Annotated in this window: 21 protein-coding genes and 1 riboswitch; of the genes, 17 read left to right on the top strand and 4 right to left on the bottom strand. The window is 64.2% G+C overall.

Annotated features, from left to right (window positions below):
• Window positions 1–14: 14 nt before the first annotated feature.
• Window positions 15–833 carry an EFR1 family ferrodoxin gene (locus AB1384_04270; GenBank protein ID MEW6553488.1) on the bottom strand — a complete coding sequence of 273 codons (819 nt, stop codon included), beginning with the start codon at window positions 831–833 and terminating at the stop codon, window positions 15–17.
• A 178-nt stretch (window positions 834–1,011) separates the two neighbouring features.
• On the opposite strand from AB1384_04270, the gene AB1384_04265 reads away from it, so the two are divergent.
• On the top strand, window positions 1,012–1,797 hold the full coding sequence (locus AB1384_04265) for a hypothetical protein (protein ID MEW6553487.1): 786 nt from the start codon (window positions 1,012–1,014) through the stop codon (window positions 1,795–1,797).
• A 6-nt stretch (window positions 1,798–1,803) separates the two neighbouring features.
• Here the strand turns inward: AB1384_04265 and AB1384_04260 are convergent, their stop codons facing one another.
• Both AB1384_04260 and AB1384_04255 read right to left on the bottom strand, forming a co-directional pair.
• Window positions 1,804–2,655 (bottom strand): hypothetical protein, encoded by an 852-nt coding sequence (locus tag AB1384_04260; protein ID MEW6553486.1) that lies wholly within the window; start codon window positions 2,653–2,655, stop codon window positions 1,804–1,806.
• A 252-nt stretch (window positions 2,656–2,907) separates the two neighbouring features.
• On the bottom strand, window positions 2,908–3,510 hold the full coding sequence (locus AB1384_04255) for a PASTA domain-containing protein (GenBank protein MEW6553485.1): 603 nt from the start codon (window positions 3,508–3,510) through the stop codon (window positions 2,908–2,910).
• Window positions 3,511–3,719: 209 nt separating this feature from the next.
• Here AB1384_04255 and AB1384_04250 point away from each other — a divergent pair, with 209 nt between their 5' ends.
• The 3 genes from AB1384_04250 (at window position 3,720) to AB1384_04240 (ending at window position 6,285) form a co-directional block, all read left to right on the top strand.
• A complete protein-coding gene (locus AB1384_04250) occupies window positions 3,720–4,487 on the top strand; it encodes a prolipoprotein diacylglyceryl transferase (protein MEW6553484.1) in 768 nt (255 codons plus the stop codon).
• Window positions 4,488–4,535: 48 nt separating this feature from the next.
• Window positions 4,536–5,054: a DUF6141 family protein gene (locus AB1384_04245; protein ID MEW6553483.1), complete on the top strand. Its 519-nt coding sequence runs from the start codon at window positions 4,536–4,538 to the stop codon at window positions 5,052–5,054.
• Window positions 5,055–5,115: 61 nt separating this feature from the next.
• Window positions 5,116–6,285 carry a Xaa-Pro peptidase family protein gene (locus tag AB1384_04240; protein ID MEW6553482.1) on the top strand — a complete coding sequence of 390 codons (1,170 nt, stop codon included), beginning with the start codon at window positions 5,116–5,118 and terminating at the stop codon, window positions 6,283–6,285.
• Between the two features lie 321 nt (window positions 6,286–6,606).
• Here the strand turns inward: AB1384_04240 and AB1384_04235 are convergent, their stop codons facing one another.
• Entirely contained in the window at window positions 6,607–7,749 is a 1,143-nt protein-coding gene (locus AB1384_04235; protein ID MEW6553481.1) for an acyl-CoA dehydrogenase family protein, read from the bottom strand.
• 456 nt (window positions 7,750–8,205) lie between these two features.
• Between AB1384_04235 and AB1384_04230 the strand changes: the two genes are divergently transcribed.
• The 13 genes from AB1384_04230 to AB1384_04170 all read left to right on the top strand — a co-directional run bounded on the left by AB1384_04230 (window position 8,206) and on the right by AB1384_04170 (window position 22,939).
• Complete coding sequence (locus tag AB1384_04230) at window positions 8,206–9,189, top strand: NAD(P)-dependent oxidoreductase (protein ID MEW6553480.1); 984 nt, start codon at window positions 8,206–8,208, stop codon at window positions 9,187–9,189.
• A gap of 40 nt (window positions 9,190–9,229) precedes the next feature.
• Complete coding sequence (locus tag AB1384_04225; protein MEW6553479.1) at window positions 9,230–10,903, top strand: thiamine pyrophosphate-binding protein; 1,674 nt, start codon at window positions 9,230–9,232, stop codon at window positions 10,901–10,903.
• Between the two features lie 54 nt (window positions 10,904–10,957).
• The gene (locus tag AB1384_04220; GenBank protein MEW6553478.1) at window positions 10,958–11,377 is read left to right on the top strand and encodes a secondary thiamine-phosphate synthase enzyme YjbQ; all 420 of its coding nucleotides are present in this window, start codon (window positions 10,958–10,960) and stop codon (window positions 11,375–11,377) included.
• A 1-nt stretch (window position 11,378) separates the two neighbouring features.
• On the top strand, window positions 11,379–12,191 hold the full coding sequence (locus tag AB1384_04215) for an SAM-dependent chlorinase/fluorinase (protein MEW6553477.1): 813 nt from the start codon (window positions 11,379–11,381) through the stop codon (window positions 12,189–12,191).
• A 192-nt stretch (window positions 12,192–12,383) separates the two neighbouring features.
• On the top strand, window positions 12,384–12,581 hold the full coding sequence (locus tag AB1384_04210; protein MEW6553476.1) for a DUF6485 family protein: 198 nt from the start codon (window positions 12,384–12,386) through the stop codon (window positions 12,579–12,581).
• A gap of 45 nt (window positions 12,582–12,626) precedes the next feature.
• Window positions 12,627–13,802 (top strand): thiolase family protein, encoded by a 1,176-nt coding sequence (locus tag AB1384_04205; protein ID MEW6553475.1) that lies wholly within the window; start codon window positions 12,627–12,629, stop codon window positions 13,800–13,802.
• A gap of 326 nt (window positions 13,803–14,128) precedes the next feature.
• Window positions 14,129–14,272, top strand: coding sequence for a hypothetical protein (locus tag AB1384_04200; protein MEW6553474.1), 144 nt, complete (start codon window positions 14,129–14,131; stop codon window positions 14,270–14,272).
• Window positions 14,273–14,312: 40 nt separating this feature from the next.
• Window positions 14,313–14,491: riboswitch (cobalamin riboswitch) on the top strand.
• A 119-nt stretch (window positions 14,492–14,610) separates the two neighbouring features.
• Window positions 14,611–17,199 (top strand): PQQ-binding-like beta-propeller repeat protein, encoded by a 2,589-nt coding sequence (locus AB1384_04195; protein ID MEW6553473.1) that lies wholly within the window; start codon window positions 14,611–14,613, stop codon window positions 17,197–17,199.
• Window positions 17,200–17,348: 149 nt separating this feature from the next.
• Window positions 17,349–18,323, top strand: coding sequence for a DUF4430 domain-containing protein (locus AB1384_04190; GenBank protein MEW6553472.1), 975 nt, complete (start codon window positions 17,349–17,351; stop codon window positions 18,321–18,323).
• A 24-nt stretch (window positions 18,324–18,347) separates the two neighbouring features.
• Entirely contained in the window at window positions 18,348–19,268 is a 921-nt protein-coding gene (locus AB1384_04185) for an energy-coupling factor transporter transmembrane component T (protein ID MEW6553471.1), read from the top strand.
• A complete protein-coding gene (locus tag AB1384_04180) occupies window positions 19,241–20,908 on the top strand; it encodes an ATP-binding cassette domain-containing protein (protein ID MEW6553470.1) in 1,668 nt (555 codons plus the stop codon). The genes AB1384_04185 and AB1384_04180 overlap by 28 nt, the downstream gene beginning before the upstream one ends.
• On the top strand, window positions 20,905–21,669 hold the full coding sequence (locus AB1384_04175) for an ECF transporter S component (GenBank protein MEW6553469.1): 765 nt from the start codon (window positions 20,905–20,907) through the stop codon (window positions 21,667–21,669). The genes AB1384_04180 and AB1384_04175 overlap by 4 nt, the downstream gene beginning before the upstream one ends.
• On the top strand, window positions 21,662–22,939 hold the full coding sequence (locus tag AB1384_04170) for a prenyltransferase/squalene oxidase repeat-containing protein (protein ID MEW6553468.1): 1,278 nt from the start codon (window positions 21,662–21,664) through the stop codon (window positions 22,937–22,939). The genes AB1384_04175 and AB1384_04170 overlap by 8 nt, the downstream gene beginning before the upstream one ends.
• Window positions 22,940–23,127 lie beyond the last annotated feature (188 nt).

Below are 23,127 nucleotides of genomic sequence, written 5' to 3'. Positions count from 1 at the left end.
AGAGGCGCTTGACCCTACAGGCCCACCTTCTTCAGCAGCTTCTCGCGGTCGGCGATGCCGCCGTAGAAATGCTCCGGCCTGCATGCGCTCGAGCGGATGGCCCGGGTCGGGCAGTTGTTGAAGCAGCCCCAGCAGCCAATGCAGGAAGCGTTGAAGCTCGGGAGCCCGTCGAGGTGCACCGCCCCCACGGGACAGGTCTCGACGCAGATGCCGCAGCCGTTGCAGGCCTCCGCGTCCACCGTCCTCTTGCCATAACCCCTGGCCAGCATGCCCCTGACGGCGAAGAATCCCAGGGGCAGGGTGGGGGTGGGCCAGAGTATGCACGGAGCCTGCTTCACCTTGATGCCGTCACGGTGGCGGTAAGCCCTGCCCACCATGTCGCGCGCGTAGGTCTGGACCCTCCTCATCGATCTCTTGCGCGGGAAGGTAAAGCGGTTGTAGAAACGGCCGTCAAACCTCCGGCCGATGGGCCAGCTGTCAGGGCAGGCGAGCATGTGGGCTCCCAGCGCCACCATGCCCTTGCGCCTCAGCAGCCCCGCCAGCATGCGGTGGGCCACCCCCGGCCAGCCGCCGCCGGTGGAGAGGATGAAGGCTGGGCGGCCCTGCAGTTTGGGCATGGATTTTACGAAGCGATATGTCGTGGACAGGGGGGCGAAGCCCTGTATGGGGGTGGCGAAACAGTAGAGGTCGTATCCCTCCAGGCTCCCGGCGTCCGTTTCCCGCAAGTGCTGCACGGTGCAGCGGTGGCCGTCCTTCTCCAGGGTGCGGCGGACTATCTCCGCCGCCAGCTCGGTATTCCCGGTGCACGATTCGTAGAGTATAAGCAGATTCATCCAGTGCCTCCTTTAATATGACTATGCGTCATGATTATAAAACGGTCGTATTGCTCCTGTCAGCGAACGATTCAAGAGTATGATATCGTACCCCGATATACATCATTGAGCCTGACGGCATGAACAGGTAAGTATAGTAGCAGTGTACGTAGACCAGGCTCAACAGGGAGGAAGATCCTTGAAGGCGATGAGGATTCTGGTGGGGCTGGCAGCCGCCGTCATGGCGGCAGCGGCAATCATGTACATCGTGAGCTTCTGGACGGGCGAGATACTGGGAGGCCCGGTCTATACCGCGCGGCTCGTGCTCATCCTCCTCCTGCTCGCCGTCCTCGCCTTGCTGCTGCCGCGCCTCAGCCGTGGCACCCTGCCCTGGAGGCTGTGGATGTGGGTAACGGTGGCCATGATCATCAACGTCATCCCGGTCACCCTGGAGACGATCAATGCCTACGCGGGGCGCAACGTCTTCTCCCCGGACCTCATCTTCCTCTTCTACCTCTTCGTCTTCATCCCGGTGCTGGTGATCATAGGGTTGATGTACTACGGCTTCAAGAAGCAGGGATTCGAGTTCAGCCGCGAGTCCCTGCTCAGCGTGCTGCCCTCCATGCTGATCATCCTCGTGGTGACCATCGTCGTGCTCATCGTGCCCATGGCCAGGAGCGGCGGCGACCTGGGGGTGAAGGTATCCGACATCTTCGCCCTGGTGGTGCAGATATCCGCGCTCTGCATCATCTCTTTCATGGCCATCACCATTGGAAAGGGAGACGCGGGGCGGCCTTATCTTTATATCTCGCTGGCCCTGGCCTGCGTTATAGTCCAGACCATCCTCACCGCCCACATCCGCCTCGTAGGCATCATGAGCACCACGGAGCTGGCCGATATCTTCCTGCAGATCGCCTATCTGCTGCTCATCTTCGCGGCTTACTTCCAGTACGAGATAGTCGCACCCGTGGCCATCGAGGGCTGAGCGCCCTCATTTCCTTCGCCTGCGTGACTGCGATTCCTTATGTTCTGCCGCAGGCGCCTGGTAGCGTTTCACGTTGAGCTTCTCCCGCACCGGCTGGCCCACCACCTCTTCCGGCACCACCTCTCCCATCACCTCCAGGCGCTCCTCCTCCTGGACCACGTAGGTGGCGATGAGCTTCATAGGCGTCTCCTTGAGGTAGCGGCACATGGCGTTCCAGCCGCTGGAGACCCGCCCGGTCTCCTCGTAGAGCTCGTCCAGGAGGTCGGAGAAGAGGATGGTCAGCTGGCGCCCCTTGAACTCCTCCTCGTAGATGCGCATCTCCTGCGGGGAGAACTCGTCGAAGGGCTTGTCCAGGAGTGAGATGATGGAGACAGGCACCTTTATGCCGCGCTCGTCCAGTTTGCGCTCCAGTTTCTTGGTGAAGTAGCTCTTGCGGGAGGCATCCGGCGCTCCGCCTCCCGCTTCGCCCCCCGGAGTGGTGAAGCGCGCCGCCCGGGCGGGGGCCGTCTCCGCCTCCTGTTCCGCCCGTATCTCCTGTTCCTCTTCCTGGTTGATCACGTATGAGACGCAGACCTTGATGGGGGAGTCCTTGAGCAGGTGGCACATGCCCCTCCAGCTGTGTTTGGTGGCCTCGCCCGCCGATCCGTAGATCTTCTGCAGCAACCTGGCGAAGAGGATGAGCAACTCCTTCTGCTTTATCTGCGTCTCGTACAGCCTCTTGTCCTCATCCGTGAAATCCGCGAACGGTTTGTCCAGGAGGTCGAGGACGTAAAGGGGAGTGGTGATCCCCTCCTGTTCGAGCACCTTGGCGAGTTGCTGGGTGAAGATGCTGCGCTTGATTTCCGCACCGACGGCCATGCGGCACTCCATTCCAGTCTACGCGACTATCCGAACAGCCTATATTCAGCCATTTCGCTGCAAGGGGTTGTGCGTCCTCTATCAGAATCGGAAAAACAGCGGCCAGCATTTAACCCGGGACCACAAGGTCGTGGACACGGCGGCCGCCGCTGGTCAGCGGTGGACCACCCCGCGCCCGCCACAGGTGGGGCAGACGCCCGTCTCCTCGAGTTCTCCGCTCCCGCCGCACGTACCGCACGGTGACGGCACGCCTCACGTGAAGCAGGTGCCGGTCCCGCCGCAGTCGGGGCAGGTCACGGTGGTGGTGACCTCGCCGCCGCCGCCGCAGGTGCCGCAGGTCACGTAGGCCGAGCCCAGGCTCACGGTCAGGGTGACCGTTGAGCCGCGTTTCAGGGGGGTGTCGGGCGCGGGGTTCATGGCGATGACCGATCCTCCGGGCACGGACTCGCTGTAGTCGCGGACCACTTCCGCCTGGAGACCCTGGGCCTGCAGGGTGGCGAGGGCATCCGCTTCGGGTGATCCCAGCAGCGAGGGCACCGGGAGCACGTCTGGTCCCTTGCTCAACGTCAACTCGACGGTCGAGCCGGCCTCGACCTCTTCGCCGGCAGCCGGCATGGTGGCGACGATGCTGCCCGCCGGCACGGTGTCGTGGAAGACCTCGTCCGCCACCGCCATCTCCAGCCCGGCCTCCAGCAGTATGGCTTCCGCATCCTGCGTGGTCAGTCCGGCCAGTTCCGGTACCGCTGCCAGCTCGATCGCCGGAGCCGTTTGCCCGCAGCCGGCCTGGACCAGAGCCAGACCGAGCAGCAGCAGGGGCGCCACCAGCGATCCGCGCTTGATCCACAAACCGATCACCGTTCCTCCTGCCATCAGCCGCGCCTCTTACACGTGGCGTCCTCCATGGCGGCCGGCACTCTGCCGGCGCCTGCCCTTACCGTTGCCAGCCCTGTTATTATTCTCCCCGCCCCGCCCGGCATTGGCAATGACCAATGCCCCCGGCGCTTGGTCCCGCCGCCGATTCTGCTAGACTTGTATGACGAAAAGGTTGCGGGGGAGGTTCGCCCATGCGCCCGGTGCTCTTTCATATCGGAGGTTTCCCCGTCTACTCGTACGGGGTGATGCTCTTTATCGCCTTCCTGGCCGGCATCTTCGTGGCCCGCGCCGAGCTTAACCGGCGCGGGCTGGACGGCTCCGCCATCTACCTCATCGCCTCCGTGGCCGCCATCACCGGGGTCGTCGGGGCTCGCATCTTCTACGTTATAGGCAACCTGGAGACCTTCTCCGGCGACTGGGGCCAGATCCTGGACCTCAACATGCGCGGGCTGGTGTTCTACGGGGGCCTGGCCCTGGCCGTGCCCTGCTGCCTGCTGCTGGTGAGGGCAATGAAGCTCCCACTGGGTGCGGTGTCCGACGCGGTGGGTCTCGCCATGCCCCTGTCCCTGGCCATCGCCAGGGTGGGGTGTTTCCTCAACGGCTGCTGCGGGGGCAAGCCTTCAGGGCTCCCCTGGGCGGTGACATTTCCGGGCTCCGCGGTCGCGGTCCACCCCGTCCAGCTCTATGAACTGGCCCTTGACCTGGCCGCTTTCGCGTTCCTGTTATGGGTGCGGAAGCGGTTGCGGTGCGACTGGGACCTCTTTCTCCTCTCCCTGGCATCATACGGACTCATCCGCTTCGTGGTGGAGTTCTTTCGCGTCCATGCCGACCCACATGCCGCCCTCTTCTTCCAGGCCGTCAGCCTGGCCCTTCTTATCGCGTGCTCGGGTGCGGTGCTGGTGCGCGAGCGCTTCCGGACAGCGGAAAAAGCGCCGGGGTCCGAGCATCCGCTAGAATAGTCAGAGGAACACAGCCGGGCGGAGAAAGGTAGGTAAGTGGAGGGAAACATGGCGGGCGGGGAAGAGGCCACCTTCCGCGAGGTGCAGCGCTTCAACCAGCCCTGGCTGTGGGCGCTGGTGGCCTTGGCAGCCGCGTTTGCCTGGTTCGCCTTCTTCTACGAGCTCTTCTCGTCTCTGACCGGAGACGATGGCGGAGCAGATCTCTGGGTAGCCGTCCTGGTATGGGTGGTCGTGGGGCTGGGCGTGCCGGTGCTCTTCATCGCCTGCAAGCTGGTGGTGGAGGTACGCCGGGACGGGCTCTACTACCGCTACCATCCCTTTCACCGCAGGACCTATCGCATAGCCTGGCAAGAGATAACGTCCGCCGAGGCCCGCAGCTACAGGCCCATCGCCGAGTACGGCGGGTGGGGGCTCAGAAGGGCATGGAGGAAGGACGGCGGCATGGCATACAACGTCTACGGCAACCGGGGACTGCAGCTGGTACTGACGGACGGTAAACGGGTCCTCTTCGGCTCGCAGCGGGCGGACGAGCTGGCCGCGGCGGTAAGGAAAGGCATGCGGGGTTGAAGTCCCCGCAAGACGGACGGCACGGTGTGCTGACCGGTGAGTGGAGCATGGAGGTGCGAGGGTGGACGCCATCATCGATTACGCGAAGAGGATAGCAAGGATAACCGCAGAGATGGAAGCACGGGGCCTGGACCTTCTCCTGGCCACGCGCGGTAAGAGCGTAACCTATATCGGGGGAGCCTTTATCCCCTGGCGGAGCGTGGTCCTGGTGTCCAGGGACGGGTACGTGGGCCTGAACACCCTGCTCATGGACGCGGAGCGGGTGAGGGACGATTCCTGGCTGGACAACGTGGTGGGGTGCGGCCCCATCCCGGGCTTCGAGCTCTGGGACATAACCGTGCGCCAGATAGTGGAACACGGGTGGGAGAAGGCGACCATCGGGGTGGAGCTGGGGCACTCCCCACGCATGATCGCGGGGTACCTCTTCGCCACCGAGTACGAGTTCCTCGCGGAGAAACTGCCGCAGGCGAGGTTCGTGAACGCCCTGGAGGTCATGGACCGGGTGACCTACATAAAGGACCCCGTGGAGATAAGGCTGCTGCGCCAGGCGGCGGCCATCGCCGATGCCGCCCAGGCCAGGGTCAGGGAGTCCCTGCGCGTGGGCATGACCGAGCAGGAGATCGCCGGCATCGGGGAGATGGCCATGCGCGAACTGGGGAGCGAGTTCCACTGGCCGGTGACCGGCTCGTCGGAGGTCGCCTCCGGCTACCGCACCTGGTACGCCCTGGGGGGGTGCACGCCGCCCACGGACAAGGTGCTGCAGCCGAACGAGAGCTTGCTGGTGGACATGCACCCAACCTACCAGCGCTACTACGGCGACCTCTCCCACAATTACATCCTGGGCAAGCCGTCCAGCGAGCAGAGGAGGCTCGCAGACGCCTATCTCAAGACAGCGGAACTGCTCATCACCTCCCTCAAGGCCGGCGCGACCGTGGGGCAGGTGTGGGAGACCGTCTATGACGAGGTCGTTAAACTGGGATACGCCGATCACACTCTTCCCGCCTTCGGCCACGGCATCGGGGTCATCGGGCACGAATGGTACCCCGCCATCCTCAACTCGGACGAGTTCCGTGACGTGGTGCTGGAGGAGGACGTGGTCGAGATCGCCGCCCTGGTGATGAACGTCAAGGGCGTGGGGGGCATGCGTCTAGAGTGTTCGGTCAGGGTGACGCCCGACGGAGGGGAGATGCTCAACACCACCCCGCTGGAACTGACGGTATTGGATATCTAGGACCGGTGTAAACGGGCATATTATCACGCAAGATAGTGCCAAACGCCTCGTGTGTAGCCTAGATATAAGAAACGCCCGCGAATCACGGGCTGCGAAAACATGATTCCCCACCCGGGCTCGACTGGGTCGGTCGGAGCGATATCGTCTGTGCTGCTCACAGCCCGGGGAACTACCAGGTCGGTCGCAGCGTGCGCGCTTTAAGAGGCGGTCTCTTCTTCCCGGGAAAAAGGAAGCGCGCTAAGCGAGACCGTTACCTGGAGGCCCCGGGCCGGAAAATAACCCCAGGAGCGAGGACCGTTACCCATGGGCTTGGACCAAACCCTACAGCCCGTAGGAGCGGGAGATGATCTCCTTCATGATCTCGTCTGTGCCGCCACCGATGGGGCCGAGGCGCATATCGCGCCAGGCGCGCGCCAGGGGATATTCCTCGGTGTAGCCATAGCCGCCGTGGATCTGGATGGCGCGATCCGCCACCCGCACCGCCATGGACTGGGTGTAGAGCTTGGCCATGGCCACCTCCTTCATCGGCTCCTTGCCCTCGATGTACAGCTTGAGCACGTGGTAGGTGAGGGCACGGCCCAGCTCTATCTCCGTGGCCATGTCCGCCAGCATGTGGGAGATGGCCTGGAACTTGCCGATGGGCTTGCCGAAGGCCTGGCGGTCCTTGGCGTACTGCAGCGCGACCTGGAAGACGATATCCGCGCCGGCCACCGAGCCCAGGGCCATGATCAGCCGCTCCCACACGAAGTTGGCCATGGTCTGAAAGAAGCCGTTGCCCTCCTGGCCCAGCAGGGCGTCCGCGGGCACGCGCACGTCGATGAAGGAGAGCTCGCCGGTATCCGAGGCCTTCCAGCCCAGCTTCTTGATTTTCCTGGATGTCTCGAAGCCGGGTATGCCGCGGTCTATGATCATATGTGACATGCCCCGGTAGCCCTTCTCGCGGTCCGTCTTCACCAGGGCCACCACCCAGTCGCAGCGCACTCCGTTGGTGATGAAGGTCTTGGAGCCGTTGATGATCCAGTCCGAGCCGTCGCGGACGGCGTAGGTCTTGATCCCCGCCACGTCCGAGCCCGCCTCGGGTTCGGTGATGCCCAGGGCGCCGATGGTCTCTCCCTTGATCCCCGGGATGAGGTATTTCTCCTTCTGTTCGGGTGTCCCGAAACGGTTGATCTGGGGCATGGCGATGCCGATGTGGGCGCCGATGCCCGAGGCCACCCCCGCGGATCCGCAGCGGGGCAGCTCCTCGGTGAGCACCGCCTCGGCGAGGCGGTCGTCGTCTCCACCGTATTCCTCTGGGTAGGACATGCCGAGGAAACCAAGTTCGCCCATGCGCTTGAAAACCTCGCGGGGGAACTCCTCTGCCTCCTCCCACTCGTCGGCATGGGGGAACAGCTCGCTGGTGATGTACTCCCTCACGGTCTTGCGGAAGTCCTCGTGCACCGGTTGAAAGATATCGTAACTCATCTCTACCTCCCTGCATCGCATGGCGGAGATGCCATGCTGACGTGAAGAACATCCGTAATGCGGTGAAATTATATCACGCGTCTGCGGAACCGCGCGTCTGCTACAGGCCGCAGGCCTGCGTGCCCACACCCGATCTATAACCCGCTTGTCTGCCCGCCTACCTCCGTGGGCCGCATCGCGTAAGCGACAGCGACGTCCGGAGGGTGGCGCGACGTGTCCCAGCGCCAGTCCTGGCGCGGCCAGGCCTGGCCTGGCACGTGTACGTTGCGAAGAATCGATGCCCCGGCCCCAGTCGCCGTTACCCCCCACCTGGCAGCGATCAATAACCGTCCCTGCCGCTTGAGAACTACGCTGCTTCCGGGGCCGAGGCTCGACGTGGGTGGTTTGTACTTTTTGGCATCAGGATAATATATGAGTGGCCGGTGGTTACGGAAAGGGTACAAGAGGGAGGTCGTGATGGTGAGGATAGTGGTTCTCGCGCCGCTGCCGGAAGCCGTGGCACGGGCGATGTTCGCGGCGGCCACCGACCGCGATGACGTGAGCATCGAAGTCTACGGCGGAGACCCGGGGCAGGGGCTGGTGGAGGCGGTGAGGGGAGCCGGTGTGATCATCGGCGATTTCACCTTCCGACTGCCCATCGACGCCGCCGCGGCGGAGGCGGCACGGGGGTGCATGCTCATCCAGCAGCCGAGCATCGGCTACCAGCATATCGACCTCGAGGCGACGCGCAAGGCCGGCATCCCGGTCGCCAACGCGGGGGCGGCGAACGCTGTCGGCGTCGCGGAGCAGGCGATCATGTTCATGCTCTGCCTGCTCAAGCGGGCCCTCTATTTCCACGCCAGGACCGCCGCGGGAGAGTGGGCGCAGCAGGATATCTTCACCCTCGGTCTCTTCGAGCTCCACGATAAGACCCTGGGGATCGTGGGCATGGGCAACATCGGCAGAGAGGTGGCGGTGCGGGCGAAGAGCTTCGGGTGCCGCATCGTCTATGCGGATACCGTCGCGTTGCCCGAGGAGATCGCATCGGCGCTGCAGGCGGAGCGCCTGGACCTGGAGGAGCTGCTGCGGGAGGCGGACATCGTAACGCTGCATGTGCCGCTCACGCCAGAGACCACCAGGCTCATCGACGCGGACAGGCTGGCGATGATGAAGCCGGGGGCCTACCTGCTCAACCTGGCGCGGGGGGAGGTGGTGGACGAGGCGGCACTCGCGGCGGCACTGCGGGAGGACCGCCTGGCCGGCGCCGGAATCGACGTCTTTACGGACGAGCCGGTGAGCCCGGACAACCCACTGCTCGCCTCGGACAAGGTCATCCTCTCGCCCCACGTGTCGGGGGGCACCAACGAGAGCAAGGCGAGGATACTCGCCATCACCGTGGAGAACGTGAACCGGGTGCTGGAGGGGGGAAAACCGCAATATGTCGTGAACGGGGTAAGGTGACGAACGGGATCTGGCCACGTCGTGAGGGGAGTGTAACGGGATGAACTGCGCGCAGGTGCTCATAGAGGGGATAAAAGCCATGGGTGCCGAGAGGATATACGGCGTCATCGGCACCTCGAACATCTCTTTCGTGGACGCCCTCTACGATTACCAGGACCGCATACGCTACGTCTCCTGCCGGCACGAGCAGGTGGCCGCGAGCATGGCCGACGTCGAAGGCCGCCTCACCGGCGTGCCCGGCATCGTTCTCACCCATTCCGGACCCGGCACCCTCAACGCACTCATCTCGGTGGGCAATGCCTATAAGGACTGCAGTCCGATGATCGTGTTGAGCGGTGCGGTGAAGAGGAAGCTCAAGGGATCGGACGGGATGCTCGAGGCCGATCACGCCGGCATCTTCGCCCCGCTGTGCAAGGGGGTGTTCCGGGTAGAGGAGGCGGAGCGTGCTTCCGCCGCCTTCTCCAAGGCCTACACCCTGGCGGTCTCGGGCGCGCGCGGTCCGGTGCTCATCGAGGTGCCGGAGGACGTATGGGGAGAGGAGGTGCAGGGCCCGCCCCCGGACTTCAGGTTGTCCGCGGAATACCGGCCGCCGCTGCACGTCGAGGACGTGTGGAAGGCACTGGCCATGATAAAGGAGGCGCACAGACCGTTGTTGCTCAGCGGCGGAGGCGTGGCCTATTCGCGCAGCTCCGAGCTTATGCTGCGGTTCGCGGAGGCCTTGTGGGCGCCGGTGATCACCACCGGCAACGGCCGCGGCACTATCCCCGAGGACCACCCTCTCTGCCTGGGCAGGGCCGGCTTCGGCGGCGGCAATACGGCGGCGGATACCGCCCTCGGCCAGGCGGACGTAGTGCTGGGCCTGGGGTGTACAATCTCCGATATGACCTCCTATGAGTACACCCTGCCCATGGAGGGCGAGGTGATCCTGGTCAACATCGACCTTGAGGCCATGCTCACCAGCCGCTTTCGCGCCGGCTACATGGTGGAGGCGGACGTAAGGGATTTCCTGGTCGAGGCCCTGGGGGCGGTCAAGGACTACCGGCCGCCGCCACGCGACGAATGGTGGGAGCTGCTGGAGCCGAAGCGGAAGGAGTGGAACGGCCAGGTAGAGGCGGCCATCGCCTCGGACAAGGTCCCGCTCTCCCCCGGCCGCGTGGTGCACGAACTCGGACGCCTGCTGCCCGGGGAGCATGTCGTCACCGTGGGGGCGGGCACCCACCTCCTCTATCCCATGGCCTTCCTGCCGTGCCGCAGGCCCCTCTCCTTTCTCGCGGCGACCAACTTCGGAGCCATGGGTTTCGGCTTCCCCGCCGCCCTGGCTGCGAAGCTGGTGCATCCAGAGAAGGAGGTGGTGGCCGTCCTCGGGGATGGCGACTTCATGATGACCATGCAGGACCTGGAGACGGCCTGCCGCGAGGGGATAAAGGTTTGCGTCCTGGTGATAAACGACAATATGTACCGGGTGCTTAACATCAGGCAGAAGGTACAGTGCGGCGGCCGGGTCATCGGGACCTGCCACGGAAACCCCGATTTCGCCGCCCTGGCGCGCTCCTTCGGGGCCGCGGGCTTCAGGCTGGAGAGGGTGGGGGACATCTCCGTGGTCCTGGGCGAGGCGCTGGCGGCGCCGGGCGTGGCGGTGGTGGACGTGATCATCGACCCCGACGACCTGCCGCCCCTCAACCTGGAGGCGACCCTGCGCATGAGCATGGGATGAGCGGATGCCTCTGGCCGCTTGCGGGATGCGCGGGGGCATCGCAGAATAACAGGTATGGAAGACGGAAAGAGCATCCAGGACGCCGCGTTCGAGGTCTTGACCTCCTCGCGGTCGCAGATGATCGATATCACCGAGCTGGTCCAGAGGAAGGTCCGCGGCACGGGGGTCACCGACGGCATTTGCGTGGTGTACGTGCCCCATACCACGGTCGGGATAACCATAAACGAGAGCGCCGACCCGGCGGTGGCCGCAGATATCCTGGAGCACCTGGAGAAGCTGGTGCCCCGGGGGAGGTACCGCCACAGCGAGGGCAACGCCGACTCCCACATCAAGGCCAGCCTCACGGGGTCCTCGGTCACCATCATCCTGGACCGGGGCGCCCTGGGGCTGGGGGTATGGCAGGGGATATTCCTCTGCGAATTCGACGGGCCGCGCAAACGCACGGTAAGGGTTAAGGTGGTCCCCGGTGGCTGAGATGGTGATCACCCTCACCAGTGATTTCGGCTGTTGTGAGGAATGGGTGGGAGCGGTTAAGGGGGTGATCCTCTCCATCAACCCCGCCGCGACCATCGTGGACATCAGCCACGAGATCCCGCCCTTCGATATCGGCAAAGGGGCCTTCGTGCTGGCTGCGGCGCTGCCCTACATGCCGCCCGGGGTGCACATGGCCGTGGTCGATCCGGGGGTGGGCACGCGCCGCCTGGCCGTGGCCCTGGTGACCGCGCGCGGGGACGTGCTGGTGGGACCCGACAACGGCCTTCTCATCCCCGCCGCCGCGCGGCTGGGCGGCGTGAGCAAGGCCTTCTTCCTGGACGACCAGGATTTCTTCCGCGCCCCCGTCCACCCCACCTTTCACGCCCGCGACATCTTCGCCCCCGTCGCGGCCCACCTCTCCCTGGGTGTGGACCCGCGCGAGATGGGGTCGCCCCTGGACCCGGGCGACCTGGTCCCCGCGCCCTGGGGCCGGGCCCGCGAGGGCGAGGGGGCGGTCTACGCCACGGTGGTCGATGTCGACCGTTTCGGCTCACTGCGCCTCAACGCCTACCCCGAACAGGTGAGGTCCCTGGGCTACGCCGAGGGAGAAAGGGTGCTGCTGGGGGTGGGCGAGGAGGAGGTTGAAGCCCGGCTTGCCTCCACCTTCGGCGACATCGCCGCGGGGGGCCTGCTGCTGTTCGAGGACTCCTCGGGCGTGATGGCCGTGGGAGTGAGCGGGGGTTCCGTGGCCGCTCGCACCGGCGTGCGCACCGGCGATATCCTCATCATCTACGGCCCGGCGGAGCGCCCGTAGCACGGCGCGGAGACCCTCCATGACTTCAGCGTTACGCATCGGGGCGGCATTTTGCACGCCCTTAAAGAGGCGCGTATGCGGTGCCGGAGAAGGAGAAGGCCGGGCGAAGTATTTTCTTGCGCGATACGCGAACACTGATTAATGTATTAGGGGCGTTTCGACGCCATGTCAGTAATCCGTGAGGAGGCCGTTATGCCAGAGGAATGCAAGAATTATCAGGCCAACCTGGAGAGGTGCAACTGCACCTATGAGCCGTGCTCGCGCAAGGGATACTGCTGCGAGTGCATCGCCTACCACCGGCGCATGGGAGAGCTGCCGGCCTGTTATTTCCCGCCCGAGGTGGAGCGCACCTACGACCGCTCCATCCGGCGCTTCATGAAATGCAAGTAGATCAGCAGTAACGACAGAGCAGACGATGGGGAAAGGGAGGGAGAAGTGAACGAGGCCTACATCGTGAGCGGGTGCCGTACCGCCATCGGGAAGTACGGCGGCAGCCTGAAAGACGTCAAGACGGGTGAGCTGGTACGCATCGTCATTGAGGAGGCGGTGAAGCGCGCCGGCATATCCCCCGACGCCGTGGACGAGGTCATATTCGGCCAGGTGGTGCCGCGCACGGACGAGAACTGCCTGGCGGCCAGGCTGGGAGCGCTGAGAGCGGGCCTGCCTTATACCGTGCCGGCATCAGGGGTCATCAGGGGATGCGGTTCGGGGATGCAGGCGGTCATCGATGCGGTGAGGGCGGTGCGCCTTGGGGACTCAGGGGTGGCGGTCGCCGGGGGCGCGGAGAACATGAGTTCCATCCACTACTACAGCAACGACATGCGCTGGGGAAAGAGGATGCGGAACGGCGAGTTCATCGACGGCCTGTGGGAGGTCCTGCACGACCCCTATAACGGCCTCGTCATGGGCATGACCGCGGAGAACATCGCGGAGCGTTACGGGGTGTCCAGGGAAGAACAGGACGTCTACGCCCTGGAGAGCCAGCGACGCGCCCTGGCGGCCATAGCGGCGGGTAAGTTCAAAGAGGAGATCGTGCCGGTGGAGGTGAGGACGCGCAAAGGGGTACAGGTCTTCGATACCGACGAGCATCCCACCGAGACGACCTTGGAGAAGCTGGCCTCCCTGCCCCCGGCCTTCAAGCAGGACGGCTCGGTAACCGCGGGCAACGCCTCGGGCATCAACGACGCCGCCGCGGCCCTGGTGATCATGTCAGGGGACAGGGTGAAGGAGTTGGGCGTCAAGCCCGTGGCGCGCGTGCTCTCCTATTCCTACGTGGGCGTGGACCCGGAGGTCATGGGCGTAGGGCCCATCTACGCCATCCCCAAGGCCCTGGAGAGAGCGGGATTGAAGCTAGAGGACATCGGGGTCATCGAACTCAACGAGGCCTTCGCGGCACAGGCCCTCACCTGTATCCGGGAACTCGGCCTGGACCCGGAGATAACCAACATCTACGGCAGCGGAGTGGCCCTGGGGCACCCGGTGGGGTGCACCGGCGCCCGTATCGTGGTCACCCTGATGAGCGCCATGAAGGACCTGGACGTGAAAGTGGGGCTGGCATCCCTGTGTATCGGAGGTGGACAGGGCATCGCAGTCGTCCTCGAGCGCCTGTAGCTCGCCCCGGGTCTGCTGGCTAGGGACGTGTTGCATGTCCGGCTCGAGCCGGGTGTCCCGTTCCATGTTCGGGCAAGTGGCATCACAGATGAGGCTTCGCCAGAACACCGTACAGACCTGGGCTTCACAAGGACGCCTGCTGCCACCATGGCGGGCCCAGGCGGTCTTATTATATGGACGACACCCGAGCGCCGGTCGCGCTGATATCAGTTTTGCATGGTTGCTGTAATTCTTTTGTAGGCAGGTCTGAGAAGGAAAAAGAGGAGAGACCACTCAATTATTCCTGAGTGAAGCAAAACAAACAGGAGAAAGGAGTGATCTCTCACATGTCAGATCTGTCTCAGCTTATCTCAAGGTTAGTGGAAGAGAACGATGATTTCAACGACCTGGAGGACGGGCTGATAAAAGAGCTGTTCGAGGTGGGCAGAAAGGTCCTGCGGGGGATACTGGAACACATGCGTACGTTTTGAGTTGGACTGGCTTTTGTGTTAGCATGAGGGAGTTGACAAACGCATAACATGCCTGCCGGGTCCCGTAAGGGCCAGGAGGGAAGCCGGTGAGAGACCGGCACGGTAGCGCCGCTGTGACTGGGGAGCGGAGCCCCGCGAAACCACTGACGTAAGGTCGGGAAGGAGGGGCCGAGCGAAGATCCAGGAGTCAGAAGACCTGCCCGGCAGGAGTCAGCAAGCTCTCCGCGATAGAGAGGACCTGGCAGGCATGATAGACCTCCGATCTCAGAGCGAGAGAGGAGGTTTTTTCGTGCCGTCGCCGGCTGCGGAGCACGGAAAAGAACAAAGGAGGAAAAGGGATGACAGCCGGGACCGAAGCAAGGAAAAGGGACTGGAGAAGATGGACGGCCGCCCTCCTGGCGGTGGCGGTATCATTGGCGATGATGACGGTCGTGGGGGTGGAGAATGCGCTGCCCTCCCCGTCTGTCCAGTCGGAGGCCCCCGTTTTCGAAAGCGCGGATTATAGGATCAAGGACGGGACCGGACCGGCCATAGACGGTGGGGTGGCATACCTCTTCGCCGGAGACGACCCATGGATGCCACCGGGAGTGAAAAGCAGTATAGTCGCGCTGGACGCCACCAACGGCGGATTTCTGTGGCAGAAGGACCTGGAATGGGCCGGGGGTATGGGTTCCAAGGCACGACCCCTCGTCGACGGTGACCGTCTTTATATAGGGTGTGGAAAGAGCCTTTACTGCCTGGATACCACGGCGAGCGGCAAGGTCCTCTGGCATACGGACATCACCCCGGCAGGAGGGCTCCTGGGGAACTCCGTGATCATAAGCGATCCGGTGATGTATGGCGATGCGGCGGCGAACGAGGTAGTCGTGGTGGCCGATTTCACCTATGGCGCATACGTCGGTCTGTCGGCCCTCAACGGCGACGTGGTGTGGCGGTATGAGCTCGATGCCAACTCCTCCGCATCGGGTGCGCCGGGCGTGGACGATACCAACAACCGGCTTTACCTGCCACAGTCGGCCGCCTTCGGCTTCTCTCCTAACGGAAAGGTACATTGCATCGACGTGTCCAGCTCAACTGTCGTTAAGAAATGGGAGTATGCCACGCAATACGACATCGCGGGGCCTATTGCTTGCGACCAGGGACATCTGTACTTGAGCGATTTCGCTTACGGTGGGCCCGTCAGCAATTTCTACCGCCTTGATGACAGTGGGAACAAGGCGACACTCGCCTGGAGCCAGCCCATATGGGGATCGTCCGGCATGCCACTCGTCGACGGCAACCATAACATAGTGTACGTGTGCGGCAACGATTATTCCGTGGGCGGGAATCATTTCTATGCCTTTAACATGGACACCGGCGGTCTGGTATGGGACAACCCAAACTGGGGAGCTTACAATGGCAACTGCGCACTGTCCCCGACCACCGGGTACCTCTATGCCGGGAGTTTCGACACCGGTATGTGGGCGCACAACAAGGGCATGGCAGCCATGGATCCGGAAACCGGAAGTGAGCTCTGGTACGTGCAACAGGAGGCGGGCGGCGATCCCGTGGTTTCCGGCGGACTGGCGTACTCGACCGCCGATGGCCGCCTTTATGCCTACGAGGAGTTTATGCCCTCGGTTTTCGACTGGTATTTCGCCGAGGGGTATACCGGCCCCGGTTTCGACGCATGGCTGTGCTTGGCCAACCCGGGCATCGGCCAGGACGATGACGCGACGGTCAGCGTCACTTACGTGTTCAACAGCGCTGCAGACCCCCTGACCGTCGATTACGAGGTGCCGGCCGGCACGCGCAGGACCATATATATAAACGAGCAGGTGGGCGCCGACGCAGAGGTCTCGATCAAGGCCATTTCTGACCGGCCCATCGTCGCCGAGCGTCCCATGTACTTCGACTACCACGGAGCTGCCGCCCACAACTGGACTGGCGGGCACTGCGTGGTCGGCGCGGACATGCCCCTCGACACGTGGTATTTCGCCGAGGGGTATACAGGCTCAGGCTTCGAGGAATGGCTCTGCCTGGCCAATTTCTCCGACCGGGCGGCCACGGTGGACGTGACCTACCTCTATCCCGATGGAGATCCGCTTCAGAAACGGTACGACGTGCCCGGCAACCGCAGGATGACCTTGAGCGTAAACGAGGAAGCGGGAGCGGGCAAGGAGGTCTCCATCAAGGCCGTTTCAAACCAGCCCATCGTGGCGGAGCGCCCGATGTACTTCGATTACCGGGGCCGGGCCGACCTCGGTTGTACCGGCGGGCACTGCGTGATGGGGGTCGGAGAGGCAGGCGGGCAGTGGTGTTTCGCCGAAGGCTATACCGGATCCGGCTTCGAGGAATGGCTTTGCCTGGCCAACCCGGGCACGGAAGCCGCCGAGGTCACGGTGGCCTATCTCTATCAGGGAGAGGAAGCGTATTCCGAGAAGTACACGGTGAACGCCAGCAGCAGGCGTACGCTCTACGTGAACGAAGAGGCAGGGAGCGGCAAGGAGCTGGGATTGATGGTGAGCTCCGACAGGCCCATACTCGCCGAGCGCCCCCTGTATTTCGACTATGAAGGGGTGTGGGACGGTGGCCACTGCGTGACGGGAACCGCCCTTTCCAGCAATTACTGGTGTCTGGCGGAAGGTTATACGGATCCCAGCACCGACGAGTATATCTGTATCTCCAATCCGGGCAAGGAGGACGCGACCGTAAGCGTGAAACCGCTCTTCGGCGACGGTGATGCCGAGGAGTATGAGGTCGAGGCGGGCCAGCGGTTCACCATATCCATGCGGAGCGACGTGCCCGTGGAACGCGCCTACGCCATCTCTTCCGATCGCGGCGTGGTGGTGGAGCGGGCCATGTACTTCGATTACATGGGCTATGAGAACCGCGGGTGGAACGGAGGCCATTGCACCATGGGCGCGACCCTCAAGGACATGTACTGAGCACGAGCAGGCCGGAAAGCCCATATTGATCAGCGGTTGACCCTGGCCGGCGAAGGCCGCCAGGAGCGGGGAGGCGGTCCCGCTTCCCCGCTCGGCCGTGCCTGCGTACCCGTATCGTACAGGGTGGCGTTAAGAGGGAAGGCGGTTGTGTGGATACGGCGGAGAGAAGCGGCACCCGCGCCTGGTGGTATGCGTGGATAACCGTCCTGGTCCTCGTCGCTGTCTTCTTCACGGTGCGGGGATGCGCGTTCATGCCCTGGAACGAGGGCCAGGAAAGCGTGGTGGTGAGGCTGAGTATCACCCGCGACTTCGGCGGGGAGGTGTTGCGGGACGAGGACGTCGAGGTGAGGGAAGGTTCCAGCGCGATGCAGGCCCTGCAGAAGGCGGCCGAAGTGGAGACGTCATACGGCGGGGGTTTCATCCGTGCCGTTGACGGCCTGGTCTCGGGCTATGACGGCGAGGGTTCAAGCAAGACGGACTGGTTCTACTACGTCAACGGACAGATGGCGGAGGTCGGTGCCGGTGACTTCGAGGTCAGGGACGGGGACTGGCTCATCTTCGACTACCATTCCTGGGAATATTCGGTGTTCACCCCGGCGTTCGCCGGCTGTTTCCCGGAGCCCTTCGTTCACGGGTTCCGTGAGGCGCCACGTGAATGCCTGATAGTCTGTGCCCCGGGATGCGAGGACTCCGGAGAGCGGCTCGCGGAGGTACTGAGAGAGGCGGGCGCGCCCACTTGCGACCTTGAAGATCTGAACCCCGGCTGGAGGCCGAGGCAAGGCGAGTACGCGGTTGTCGTAGGGACCGCCGCGGAGCTGGCGAAAAACCATTTCATCGCGGAGGCCAGCGCCAACGCCGCCCGGATAGGTCTGACCGCCTACATCGCTGGAGCTGATATCCTGTTGGTGGACGGGAAAGGGGAAGCGAGCGGATGCCTGGCCAGCGGGGAGGGCCTGATAGAGGCCATAGGGCCGAGACTCGGGGAGGAGGGCTCCGCGCTCATGGTAATCGGTACGGACGTTGAGGGGGTAAGGGCCGCCGTCGGCCGTCTCGCCGGTTGGGACAACCGCTCTTCCGGACCGGCCATGGTGGTGTTTGCCGGCGCGGACATGGACGGGAGATAGCGCCCGGAGTAAAGGGAGATAGTATTGGTTCCGGTCTACAGGTATAAGGAAACGCTGCTGCACGGTCTGAACGCCGTGGCTTCCCTGCTCCTTGTCGCCTCCCTGGCCGCCGCCGCGCTGCTCCTAGAGAACCCCCTGTACGTGATGGTGGTCTGCGCCGGGACCATGGGGATCATCCTCTGCGCGGAGACCTGGGAAGAGTGCAGGGCCTTCTTGCGCATCGGCCTGGTGGTGGCGCTGTTCATCGCCGTCCTCAACCCCCTCGTGAACAGCCAGGGTGAGCACGTCCTCGTTTACGGTCCGAGGATACCGCTCTGGGGCAGTCTCGACATCACCCTGGAAGCCGTCCTCTACGGCCTGTCGTCCGCGCTGCGGGTATTCACGGTCATCATGATCTGCGGTCTCGCGAGCACGGTGATCAATCCCGACGATTTACTGGGCATGTTTTCCAGGTTCTCCTCGCGCTCCTCCCTGTCCGCCGCGCTGGCGGTGCGCCTCTATCCCAGCATGGTCAGCGAGGCGCGGGCGATCAGGGAGGTGCAACTGGTAAGGGGAGAAAGGCTCAAAGGGGGAGGACGGTTTTCCCGCGCCAAGGCCCACCTGCCCATGCTCCTCTCGCTTTTTCAGGGCTCCCTGGACCGTGCCGCGTCCATCGCCGAATCAATGAGCGCACGCGGGTTCGGAAGCGGCGGACGCACGAGGATGAGGAGGAGCCCGTTCAGGGCCAGGGATGCCGTCGTCGTCACGCTGTCGATGTCCCTGCTCGGCGTGGCGGTGGCGGCGTCGGTGGGTGGGAAAGGGGCTTACTCCTTCTTCCCCACCCTTTCCGACCCGTGGAGCGAAGCAAGCCCGGCCGCCCTGACGGCCCTGGCCGCGGTGCTGCTGTCGGTGGTCTTATTGAGCTGGAGCTGGAAGAGATGGCACTGGTTGAGATCGAAGATCTGAGCTACTGGTACCCCAAGGCGGAGCGGCCAGCCCTGGAGGGGATAGATCTCAGTGTGGAAAGAGGCGAGTTCATCCTGCTCACCGGGCCCACCGGCAGCGGAAAGACCACCCTCATGCGGCTTTTCAACGGACTCATCCCCCATTTCCACGGCGGGAGGATTCGGGGCAAGGTAATGGTGGGAGGGCACGATACGGCGGAGGTCAGGCCCCGCGAGCTGGCCCTGAAGGTAGGCATGGTGTTCCAGGATGCCGAGGACCAGATGGTGAGTACCACCGTGGAGAGGGAGATAGCCTTCGGCTTGGAGAACGCCGGGCTCCCGGCCTCCACCATCGCCAAGCGGGTGGAGGAGATGCTGGCCGGACTGGGCCTCTCCCATCTCAGGCGCTCCTTCATCCCCGAGCTCTCAGGCGGCGAGACGCAAAAGGTCGTGCTGGCCGCCATACTCGCCCTCCATCCCGTGCTGCTCGTCCTGGACGAGCCCACTTCCCAACTGGACCCGGTGAGCGCCGAGGACCTCTTGACGGTGGTGAGGCGCATACACGAAGAGACGGGCACCACCGTGGTGATGTCCGAGCACAGGCTGGAGAGGTGCTTTCATTATGCGTCCCGGGTGATCTACATGGAGCAGGGCAGGATACTGTTCGACGGCGAGCCGCGGGAAGCGGCGCGCTGGTGCGGGGAGCGTGACAAGGCGTTCCTGCCGCCGGTATCCAGGGTCTTCGTCAAGGCTGGCTGGAAGGAGATACCGCTGACCGTGAACCAGGCCCGGGTCATGCTGCGGGGGAGCGTGAGCCCCAACGGCGCGGGCGGACAGGAAAGGGAGGCGGGAGCGGAAAGGTCCACCGGAGGGGAGGCGGTCTGCAAGGCCAGGGGGTTGTGGCAAGTGTACCCGCATGGCCCAGAGGCGTTGAAGGGCGTGGACCTTGCTCTGGAGGGAGGCTGCCGCCTGGCGGTCATGGGCGAGAACGGTGCGGGCAAGAGCACCCTGCTGCGCTGCCTCCTCGGCCTGCTGCGGCCGTCGCGCGGCAAGGTCGAGCTCTTTGGAAGCGAGCCGGCGCCCGCACGCCTCCCCGGTCTTGCTCGGAGGCTGGGCTACTGTCCGCAGAACCCCGTTACTTATTTCGTGCGCTCCTCGGTGAGGGAAGAGTTGCTGCACACCATGCATCTGCGGGGTGTTGACGGGTTGGAGGCCGGGGACGCCGTGGACCGGCAACTGGACCGCCTTGGCCTCGGAAGCCTGGCCGACCGCAACCCGCGCGACCTGAGCAGTGGGGAAAGGGAGAAAGTGGTCATCGCGGCAGCCCTGCTCCCTCCCGCCCCGGACCTGGTGGTGATGGACGAGCCCACGCGGGGACTGGACTATGACAATAAGCGCACCATACTGGACTACCTGGACGAATACAGGGAAGATGGCAGCACGCTCTTCGTGGTCACCCACGACGTTGAGTTCGCCGCATCCCTCGCGGACCGTGTGGCCATCATGGGAGACGGCAGTATCATCACCGTGGGGCCGGCATCGGAGGTCCTCAGCGACTCGCTGTTCTTCTCCCCCCAGGTCAACCGCTTGCTGGGCGACGCCTATGGCGGGGTGATCCACGAGGAGGAAGCCGTATCCATCCTGCGGGAGGCCAGGCCATGATGCGCCTCGTCAGGTACGCCCTGATCGCCCTGGCCGCGATGCTCGCCTACCTCGGCATAGAGGGAGTGCCGCCATTCGACAACTGGTCGATGAGCACCCTGCTGCTGGCGGTGATAGCCCTCGCGGTGCTGTTTATACGCTTCGAGGAAGGAGAATACGGTTCCCGGGAAGTCGCGGTTGTGGGTGCGCTGGCGGCGATGGCCGCGGCGGGACGGGTGCTCTTCGCCGCGATACCCGGCGTACAGCCCGTCACTTTCGTGGCCGTCCTGGCGGGATACGTCTTCGGGGCCGAGCCTGGTTTTATGGTCGGGGCACTGGCCGCCCTGCTGAGCAACATCTTCCTGGGACAGGGTCCCTGGACGCCGTGGCAGATGCTCGCCTGGGGACTGGCGGGCGCCAGCGGCGGGTTATTGTCCGCCGCGATGAGGGGGCGGGTCAGGATCGCTCCGATCGCCACTCTCTGCACCATCTGGGGCTTCCTTTTCGGCTGGATGATGAACTTCTGGTTCTGGCTCTCCTATGTCTATCCCCTGACCTTCAGATCGTTTATGGCAGCGAACCTGACCAGTTTCTGGTTCGATCTCTTCCATGCCGCCGGCAACCTCCTGTTCGCCGTCTTCCTCACCGTTCCGGTGGCTACGATGCTCGTACGTTTCCGGGAACGGTTCGGAGTGGAATACCTGGACGATAAGGCGGGAAGCCGGGATCCGTACGGGTCGACACTATCAAACACGGGTGGTGAGAACGTTGTCGATGCTTAGACCCCTGATCATAACCATTGCCCTATGCGTGGGGCTGCTCGCGATGTGCCCTTCCCTGCCCGCGGCAGCGGGCGCGGCGGAAGGGCTCGCCTTCATCGCAGCAAACCAGATGCCGGATGGGGGTTTCGCCGAGCCGGGAAGGACCGAGGGGGCCGACTCCACCACCGCCTGGTGCATCATGGCTATCCGTGCAGGCGGGGCTGACCCGAACGCGGTGAAGTCAGGAGGCCGCTCCCCCGTTGATTTCCTGGACTCTCAATCGGGGAGTTGGCGAAGCGTGACCGATTACGAGAGGACCCTGCTTGCCGTTGCGGCTGCCGGCAGGAACATCAGATCATTCGGGGGCATCGACCTCCTCGCCAAGGTGCAGTCATACCAGAGGACGGGCGGGAACATAGGAGACGCCATCAACTCGAATGCTTTCGGCATGCTCTCGTACCGGGTGGCCGGGCTGGCCGTGCCGCCTGGTGCGGTGGAATGGCACGTGAGAAACCAGAACGGGGACGGCGGGTGGGGCAACAGCCCCGGCTCCGCCAGCAACCCGGACATGACGGCCGCTTCGATAATGGCCCTCAGGGCGGCGGGGGTGAACTCCGATGAGCAGTCGATCAAGTCCGCGCTCGCGTACCTGAGATCCATACAGAACGGTGACGGTGGCTTCTCGTTCGAGCGGGGCTCCTCCGATGTTTCCGCGACCGCCTGGTGCGTGCAGGCCATCGTGGCTGCAGGCCAGGACCCTGCTGGAGGTGAGTGGTCGAAGAACGGCAATACACCTTACGGCTTCATCGCTTCCATGCAGGCTGGTGACGGTCGCTTCTACTGGATGGACGGGGCGGACAAGAACCCGGTGTGGACGACGGCATACGCGGTCTGCGCCATGGCGAGGAAACCCTACCCCATCGGCATCTCGTATTCCGATCCCCCGGGAGGGGGTGGGAGCGGCGAAAGCGCCGGCGACACGGACGGCGGGCCCGCCGCTTCCCCCACCGGTCCCGCCGGGGGCGGGGAAGGCCAAGCCAATAGCGGAGGAGAGGCCGGCGGCGGCCCCGAGGCCCAGGGAGAGACGCCCGCGCAGGACACCGGGGTCCAGGCAGCGGATGAAGGAAAGTCGGCCGAGGAGCATGGTGCCTCGCAGGCCGCGGCGGAGAGCGAGGACAGGGGGGCTGGATCCTCCGAGGGGACGTCTTTCCTGGTCTGGTTGATACCCCTGATGGTCGCGGTGCCTCTGCTCTCGCTGGGCGGCTGGCTTCTCTACAGGAGGTTCGGTTGACGCGAAAGAGACGCGCCCGCACGCGCGGCGTCAGGTGGGCCGCGAGCGCCCGGCGCGCATAGTCAGCGCCTCCCTGGACATGGACCGTGTCTATTCCCTGCTCGAAACGGCGGACGCGCCACGCTGAGCAGGGGCTACGAACACCATCGGCGCGTCCGTCGATACCGGTGACCGGGCTTGCTGTATGA

The organism is Actinomycetota bacterium (assembly GCA_040757835.1).
GTDB lineage: Bacteria > Actinomycetota > Geothermincolia > Geothermincolales > RBG-13-55-18 > SURF-21.
This window is presented reverse-complemented; position numbering and strand designations above follow the sequence as displayed.